The following is a 7,888-nucleotide window of genomic DNA, read 5'->3' as shown; positions in this document are numbered from 1 at the left end:
GTTCGGCGTGGTGGGCGGCGTGGTGGGGTGGTTCGTCGCGTTGCCGGGGGGTTCGGCACCGGAGTCGGGCCTGCGCCACTGATCATCGGACGCCGGGCCGGAGCGGGGGGCTGTCACGCCATCGGACGCTACCAACCGCCGTGGCACCGGCGGGTCAGGCCGCGCCGCCGCAAGCTGCGTTACCCTTGCCGCTCGTGAGCACGCGGGATCCCGGCAGGCAGGGCGACGACGACCGTACGGTCGATCTGAGCGACGACTTTGTGGTGCTGCCCGAGCAGACGGCCGACGACACCGACCGGGGCTGGGGAGAATCAACGGGCGGCAACGACGATCGCCTACTCGCCGAACGCCCCCCACACTGGGACTGAGTCGCTCCATCGCCTCTGCCGTGGTCCGGCTCTGCCCCGAGCGTGGCCCGGCGCGGTCCGGCTCTGCCCCGGCGTCGCTTCGCCCGGCTCTGCCCGACATCACTCCGCGCGGCCCAGCGCCGCTCCGGAGGAGGGTGTTTTGTTAAGAAGGGGCCCCTTTACCTCACGAGGCGTTAATAGGGGGCCCCTCCTTGCACCTCAGGCGGCGGCGGTGGTTGCTTTGCTCGTGCCGCCGGTCGACGAGGTGGTCGAGGGGGTGGAGGTGGAGGTCGACGAGTCGGACTTCTCGGACTTCTCGGGCTTGCTGGTGGTGCTCGACCCGGTGTCCGCGGCCGAGCCGCGCGAGTCGGTGCGGTAGAAGCCGGAGCCCTTGAAGACGATGCCGACGGAGTTGAACAACTTCCGTAGCCGCCCCTCGCACGCCGGGCAGTCGGTCAGCGGCTCGTCAGAGAAGGACTGCACCGCCTCGAGCTGGTGACCGCACGCGGTGCAGGCGTACTGGTACGTGGGCACGTTCTCCTCCGGATCTGGCACGGCCGGGTTGGCACTCGACGTATTCGAGTGCCAATGGTGCGTCATCGCCCCCCGGTTCGTCCAGCGCAAGTGTGTGGCACGACACCTGCAGGGGGTGCCAGCGGGTGCAGACCGCCGGTCGGGGTGACCACCGCGCCCACCGGCCGGTCGTGCGGCGCGGCGGGCAACGCGTCCAGGAGTTCGCCGTCGTACAACGGCACCACGGTCCGGGCGGTCGCGGGCAACCGGGCCAGGGCCCGGTCGTAGGAGCCGCCACCCCGGCCGAGGCGTACGCCCCGCCGGTCCACCGCCAGCCCCGGCAGCACGACCAGGTCGGCGGTGGTGATCGCGCGTACCCCGAGTCGGGGTGAGGCCGGCTCGCGGATGCCCCGCCCGGCGGCGACCATATCCGCCGGGCCGGTCCAGGCGGCCCAGTCCAGGTCCAGGTCGTCGCGGAGGACCGGCAGGAGCAACTGCGCCCCGGCGGGCAACGCGGCGGCGAGCACCGCCGGCAGGTCCGGTCCGCCGGGCTCGGTGCCCACCGGCGCGTACGCGGTCACCCGGCTCGGCCGCAGGCGGCGGAGCAGGGTGACCAGTTCGGCCTGGAGGCGTTCCGCCGCCGCCAGCCGGACCGCCTCCGGGAGGGCGCGGCGGTGGGCGAGCAGCGCGACGCGCCGCTCTCGTTTCGCCTCATGGGTCACTTCCGCGTCCTGCGCAAATTCCGGCACGCAACACTCCTCACGCAACGCCTGTATCACGGTCGCCCTGTGTCAGCATCGCAGGCGACGGTCGCAACTTCCGGGGGGAAGTGTTGACGCTACGCGGGCGGTTGACCGCAGCCTTCCTGGCTGTGGCGCTCGGCCCGGTCCTGCTCGGTGCCGGTTTCGTCGCCGCCACCGTGACGGCGGTGGACCGTAGCCGCGCCACCGAGCGGTTGGCGGTGGCCGCGACGGCCGTGCGTACCTCCGTGGACGCACTCTGCCAACAACTGCGCGCCGCGGCGGACGCGGTCGCCCTCACCACCGACCAGGCCGACGTGGCCGTTCAGGTGGTCAACCGGGGCCTGGCCGCCGCCATCCAGGTCACCGACGCGACCGGGCGGGTCCGGCACGCCACCCCCGATCCTCCGCCGGCACCCTGGCGGGACTGCACGGCGGCGGCACCGGCCGGCGGCACCGTCGGTGCGCTGGTGGCCCGGGTGGAGCTGCGGGACTCCGCCGGTACGCCGCTGGGTGCGGTCACCGCCGCGCAGCCGGTCGACCCGGCGTTCGTGGCGCGGCTGGCGGGGGTGACCGGTGCTGCGGTGACGTTGCTCGACGGGACCGCCCCTCCGGTGCAGGTCGCCCACACCACTGAGTCCCCAGGCGGGCGGGAGGCAGTGCTCACCGCCGCCGCGTCCCTGCACGACGACCGCGTCACCAGCACCCCCGACGGCCGTTACCTGCGTCGGGCCGGTCCCACCGTCGGGCAGCCGCTGCCGCTGGTGCTCTCGGTGCCCAGTGACCAGCCGCCCGGCCTGTCCGCGGTGCTGGTCGGGGTGGTGCTGCTGGCCGCGCTGGTGGGGGTGGCCACGGCCTGGCGACTGGCCCGGGTGACCACCCGGCCGCTTGTCGAACTGGCCGACGCGGTGGACCGGGTGGTGGCCGGTGACCTGACCGCCCGGGTTCCGGTACGCGGCGGCGACGAGATCGGTCGGCTGGCCGGTGCGGTCAACCGGATGGCCCGCGAGACCGGGGGTTATCTGGCGGCCCTGGCCAGCAGCCGAGACCAGCTGCGCGGACACCTAGCCGTGCTCGGCGACACCCTGGCCAGCACGCACGACCTGCACCGGATCCTGCGGGTGATCCTGCACAGCGCGCTGGTGGCGACAGGTGCCCGGGCCGGCGCGATACTGCTCACCGGACCGGACGGCGGGCTCGTCGCCCAGTGCGTCGAGGGCTTCGACGGGTGGCCCGAGGCCGGGCCGCCCCGGGTGCCGTTGGCTTGCGGGGCGGTGGGTGCGGTAGCGGCCACCGGGCAGCCCTGTCGGGGTCGGCTGGTGGCATACGCCGGGCCGCCCGACGAGCCGCGCTGCCGGACCTATCTGGCGGTGCCGTTGGCCGGTCCCGGGACGCCGATCGGTGACCGTCCCGCCGTCGGTCCGCCCGCCGCCACCAGCACCGCAGCCGCCCCGACGCTTGGCGTCCTCGCTCTCTACGACCGGCTCGGCGGCACGGAGTTCGACGACGACGACCTGGCCAGGCTGCGCACCTTCGCCGGACACGCGGCGGTGGCGGTGCACAACGTACGCGTCCACGAAGAGACCCAGCGGCTGTCGCTGACCGACCCGCTCACCGGGCTGTGGAACTACCGCTACCTGCGCGAATCATTGCGCCGCGAGGTGGAACGGGCCAACCGGTTCGGGCGGATGGTGAGCGTCCTCGCGCTCGACCTGGACCGGTTCAAGGAGGTGAACGACACGTACGGTCACGCCGCCGGTGATGCGGTGCTCGTCGAGTTCGCCCGTCGGGTACGCGGCGAGATCCGGGAGGTGGACCTGGCCTTCCGGCAGGGCGGGGAGGAGTTCGTGGTGCTGTTGCCGGAGACCGATGCCCGCGGGGCGGCGATCGTCGCCGAGCGGCTCGGCGCGTCGGTCCGTGCCAACCCGGTCCCGGTGACGGGACATGCCCGGGTAAGGCGGTCGGTCCCGGTCACGGTCTCCATCGGAATCGCCGTATATCCGGACCACGCGGAGAGTGGCCCCCGGGTCTTGGCGGCGGCGGACGAGGCGCTCTACGCCGCCAAGGCCGCCGGTCGGGACACCTGGCGGGTGGCCTCCGCCCAACCGGACGGCGAACCTGCCGGCACCGGCAGAACCGGTCAGGTGGGCGGCGCGTCTTCCGGTCCTCACCCGTCGAGATACGGCCATGGCCGATAGTCTCGCGACATGTCGGAGCACTCAGCGAACCCCTCAGCGGCCGCCGCCACCGGCCGCCCCCGTGCCGTCAAGGCCGTTATTCCGGCCGCGGGCCTGGCGACCCGGTTCCTGCCGGCCACCAAGGCGGTCCCCAAGGAACTGCTGCCGGTGGTCGACCGGCCGGTGCTTCAGTACATCGTCGAGGAGGCCGCCCACGCCGGGATCGGCGACGTGCTGCTGATCACCGGTCGCGGCAAGACGTCGATGGTGGACCACTTCGACCGCCGGCCCGATCTGGAGGAACGGCTCGCGGAGAAGCCGGACCTGCTGGCCGCCGTCAAGCGGACCGAGGAGATCGCCGCGATCTACACCTGCCGCCAGCCGGAGCAGCTTGGCCTGGGCCACGCGATCGGGTACGCCGAGTCGCACGTCGGTGACCAGCCCTTCGCGGTGCTACTCGGCGACGAGTTCGTCAACCTCTCCGAACCCCTGCTGCCGGCGATGCTGGAACTCCAGGCGCGTACCGGTGGTGTGGTGCTCGCCTTCTTCGAGGTCGATCCGGCCGAGACGAAGCGGTACGGCATCGCGTCGGTCGAGCCGGCCGAGTCCGAGCTGGCCGACATCGGCGAGGTCGTGAAGGTGACAGGCATGGTCGAGAAGCCGAAGCCGGAGGAGGCGCCGAGCAACCTCGCCGTGCTCGGCCGGTACGTGCTGCCCGGCAAGATCTTCGACGCCATCCGTCGGACTCCGCCCGGCAGCGGCGGGGAGATCCAGTTGACCGATGCGATGGAGCTGCTGCGTAGCGAGGGCACACCGGTGCACGCGATCGTCTACCGAGGCACCCGCTACGACACCGGCATGCCGCTGGGCTATCTCCAGACCGTGGTCCAGATCGCCGTCGAACGCGAGGACCTGGGCAGCGAGTTCCGCAAGTGGCTCGCTGACTTCGTCAGCACCGACGCGTCGGGCGGTCCGAATACATGATCGCGCCGGCCGACGCCGAGGCGGCCGAAAACGGGTTGACGCCGCTCGCCGACTACCTGGGCAGTGTGCTGCGCAGGTTACGCGCGCTGCCTCCACTCGACCTCGACCTCACCCAGGCGTACGGCAACGTCCTCGCTGAGGACGTTGTCGCGCCGCACGCCTTCCCGGCCTTCGACCAGGCGGCCGTGGACGGGTACGCCGCGCGCTGGGAGGACATCGCCGGCGGGGCCCGGGGTATGGGGTACGTGCCGATCCAGTCCGGCCGGCCGGGCAGCCGCACGGTCCGGCTCAACGTGGTCGGTGATCTCGGCGCAGCCAGTTGGCGACCGGTCCGGCTCACCCCGGGCTCCTGTTTCTCGGTGGCCGCCGGGGCACCACTGCCGATCGCCGCCGACGTGGTGGTCCCGGTGGAGTGGACCGATCAGGGCATGGCCGCGGTGGAGATCTTCCGTGTCCCCAAGCGGGGGTACGGCGTACGCCGGGCCGGCGAGGAGGTGGCGGCCGGCGCAGTGCTCGCCCGCTGCGGCTCGTACGTCTCACCGGCCCTGGTCGCGGTGCTGGCCGCCACCGGGATCGGGCATGTGGTGGTGCGCCCCAGCCCACGGGTGGTCATCGTGGCCACCGGCGACGAACTCGTCGACGTGGGCCGGGGCAGCCAGCCTGGCCAGGTGGTGGACGCCAACTCGCACGCGCTGACCGCCGCGGCGGCGGAGGCGGGTGCGCTGGCGTACCGGGTGGGCATCTGCGACGACGACCCGGAGGGGCTGCGGGGGCTGCTGGAGGACCAGACCCTGCGGGCCGACCTGATCATCACCACCGGCGGCACCGGCACCGGGCCGGGCGACATGGTCCGCCGCATCCTGTCCCGCCGCGACGGCGGCCGGGCCGGCCCGGTCACCTTCACCGACGTGGCGCTCTATCCGGGCAGCGCGCTCGGTTTCGGTACGGTCGGCGCCGAGGAGGTGCCGGTGGTGTGCCTGCCCGGTGACCCCGGCGCCGCGATGATCGGCTTCGAGGTGCTGGCCCGCCCGGCGATCAATCTGCTGGCCGGCGCCGAGCCGGTGTTCCGCCCCAGTGTCCGGGCGCACCTGCTGGAGACGGTCTCCTCGCCGGCGGGGCTGCGCGAGTTCCGGCCCGCCCACGTCGCCGAACGACGCGGCGGGGGATACACTGTCCAACCGCTCGACGGCGGCCCGTTCACCCTCTCCGGCCTGGCGGAGGCGAACGGCCTCCTCGTTCTTGGCGAGCGGGTGACCGCCGCCGCGGCCGGCTCCACCGTGGACGTGCTGCTGCTGGACCGTCGACGGTGAATCGCCGCTGACGCTCGGGTTGGGAGGATCGGTGCGGTTCAGACGGGCACCCGGCTGGCCTGCGGTGCTCTCCGACGGCCCGGTGCTGTTGCGGCCGTACCGCCGTTCGGACGCGGTGGCCTGGTCGGAGGTGCGCCGCGCCAATCGTGACTGGCTGGCCCGCTGGGAGTCGTCGCCGGCCGGTGACTGGGACGAGCTGAACTCACCCGCCACCTTCCGCTGGGTCCACCGGGATCAACGGCGGTCGGCGCGTACCGGCGAGGGGATGCCCTTCGCGGTCTGCCTGTACACCGACGGCGAAGAGCGGTTGGTGGGGCACCTCAATCTCGGCAACATCGTCCGCCGGGCGTTCTGCTCCGGTTACGTCGGCTACTGGGTGGACCGTCGGGTGGCCGGTCGTGGCGTGATCCCCACCGCGCTGGCGCTCGCCGTCGACCATGCCTTCGGCCCCGGCGGCCTGCACCGGATCGAGGTCAACATCCGGCCGGAGAACGGGCCGTCGCGCCGCGTGGTGGAGAAACTGGGCTTCCGCGAGGAGGCGTACCACGCGCGTTACATGCACATCGACGGTGCCTGGCGCGACCACATCGGGTACGCGATGACAAGTGAGGAAGTCGCCGCCGAGGGTGGCCTGCTGGCCCGTTGGCACCGGCTGCGCGCCAACGCCCGGTGAGCCGTCCCACGTCCGGGATCGGCGCGGCGTGGTTGTTCCGGCGTCGGTGACCCGTAACCTCAGGTAACTGCAAGCTGCGGCAGCCGCTGCCCGCTCCGCACGTTTCACGCCTCCGGCACCGGTCGGTGGAAGATCCTGCGGCCGGTCGGCGGTTGCTCCGAATTCGGTGACGGGAGGGGTGAGGGTGCCGACCTCGGTGCTCCTCGCCGTCCTCGCCGCCGCCGGTCTGCTCGCCCTCGCTCCGGCGTTGGTCCGCCGGTACGACGCCGCCGAGCGGCTGGTGGCGGAGCGGGCGCAGTCGACGGCGCGGGTGCTCCAGCGCCATCGACGACGTCGCACTGTCCCGGGCCGCCGTCCGGTGAACGCACCCCGCACTCTGGTGGTCACCCTCAGCGAAGATGCCAGCTCCGGGGGGCTCTCCGCCCCCGTCTCCGGGCCACCCGCAGCCCGCCGTTCCGATGCGGGGTCGGGATCGTCGGGCCGCTCCGGCGGGGAACCGGGGACCGGGCGGCGCTCCGGTCGCCGGAGCCGGCTGCGGTCCGTACCGTCGGCTGCCGGCCGACCCCGGCGTCGCCCGGACCGCCGCCACCAGCACACTCCCGCCATCTACCGCCGCCGTCGGGTATTGGCCGCCCTGGTGCTGCTCAACGCCGTCGAACTGGTCGGTGTGGTGGTGGTCGGCCCGGGGTTCTGGATCAGCTTCGCGGTCACCTTCACCCTGCTTGTGGTGTACGTCGCACACCTGCGCGCCCGCGCGTTGGCCGATCGCCGCCGCCGTCGGGCCCGCGCCCGCGAGACCGCCTGGCTGGCCGCCCGTCAGGCCGAGGTACGCCGCGAACAGGCACGCCGGGCTGCCGCCCGCCGCGAGGCCCAACGCCGCCTGACCGCCCAGCGGGAGGCGGTCCGGCGTACCGCCATGGGCCTGGACCGCCCGGCCGACCTCCCGCAGGCCGCCAACGGCGGCTCCGTCTCCTACCGCCGAGCCGGCGGCCTCCGCGGCCGCCCCTACGAAACAGGCCGTGGCAGGTAAGCCCACGCCGCCCGATCCGCAACTTCGCCGTAGTTGCTGTCTCCTCGGGCAGTCGAGGCCGCAAGTCCGGCGAAGTTGTTTGGATCATGCCGGGTGGGCGGGGCGATCATGCCG

8 protein-coding genes are annotated in these 7,888 nt (G+C 73.2%); 6 read left to right on the top strand and 2 right to left on the bottom strand.

All coding sequences use genetic code 11. The annotated features are described in order from the left end of the window. Nucleotides 1-194 precede the first annotated feature (194 nt). Nucleotides 195-368: a hypothetical protein gene (locus tag C1I93_RS31775; protein ID WP_181445334.1), complete on the top strand. Its 174-nt coding sequence runs from the start codon at nt 195-197 to the stop codon at nt 366-368. Between the two features lie 198 nt (nt 369-566). Here C1I93_RS31775 and C1I93_RS26185 read toward each other — a convergent pair whose 3' ends face one another. Continuing rightward, entirely contained in the window at nt 567-902 is a 336-nt protein-coding gene (locus C1I93_RS26185) for an FmdB family zinc ribbon protein (RefSeq protein ID WP_223256457.1), read from the bottom strand. Between the two features lie 41 nt (nt 903-943). Then, a complete protein-coding gene (locus C1I93_RS26180; RefSeq protein WP_111245948.1) occupies nt 944-1,609 on the bottom strand; it encodes a 5-formyltetrahydrofolate cyclo-ligase in 666 nt (221 codons plus the stop codon). Between the two features lie 83 nt (nt 1,610-1,692). Here C1I93_RS26180 and C1I93_RS26175 point away from each other — a divergent pair, with 83 nt between their 5' ends. From C1I93_RS26175 to sepX, 5 genes are all read left to right on the top strand, one after another. Beyond that, nucleotides 1,693-3,798, top strand: a complete 2,106-nt coding sequence (locus C1I93_RS26175) for a diguanylate cyclase (protein ID WP_181445333.1) — start codon at nt 1,693-1,695, stop codon at nt 3,796-3,798. A gap of 9 nt (nt 3,799-3,807) precedes the next feature. Then, nucleotides 3,808-4,761, top strand: coding sequence for a UTP--glucose-1-phosphate uridylyltransferase (locus C1I93_RS26170; RefSeq protein ID WP_111245946.1), 954 nt, complete (start codon nt 3,808-3,810; stop codon nt 4,759-4,761). After that, a complete protein-coding gene (locus C1I93_RS26165; RefSeq protein ID WP_111245945.1) occupies nt 4,758-6,071 on the top strand; it encodes a molybdopterin molybdotransferase MoeA in 1,314 nt (437 codons plus the stop codon). Before C1I93_RS26170 ends, C1I93_RS26165 begins: the two co-directional genes overlap by 4 nt. Nucleotides 6,072-6,102: 31 nt before the next feature. Next, the gene (locus C1I93_RS26160; RefSeq protein ID WP_111245944.1) at nt 6,103-6,744 is read left to right on the top strand and encodes a GNAT family N-acetyltransferase; all 642 of its coding nucleotides are present in this window, start codon (nt 6,103-6,105) and stop codon (nt 6,742-6,744) included. A 178-nt stretch (nt 6,745-6,922) separates the two neighbouring features. Then, nucleotides 6,923-7,774 (top strand): divisome protein SepX/GlpR, encoded by an 852-nt coding sequence (gene sepX / locus C1I93_RS26155; RefSeq protein ID WP_181445332.1) that lies wholly within the window; start codon nt 6,923-6,925, stop codon nt 7,772-7,774. Nucleotides 7,775-7,888 lie beyond the last annotated feature (114 nt).

Origin of the sequence: Micromonospora endophytica (genome assembly GCF_003236305.1) — a bacterium.
Taxonomy (GTDB): domain Bacteria; phylum Actinomycetota; class Actinomycetes; order Mycobacteriales; family Micromonosporaceae; genus Micromonospora; species Micromonospora endophytica.
Note: the sequence above shows the minus strand (reverse complement) of the source record. Positions and strands in the feature narration are given on the sequence as shown.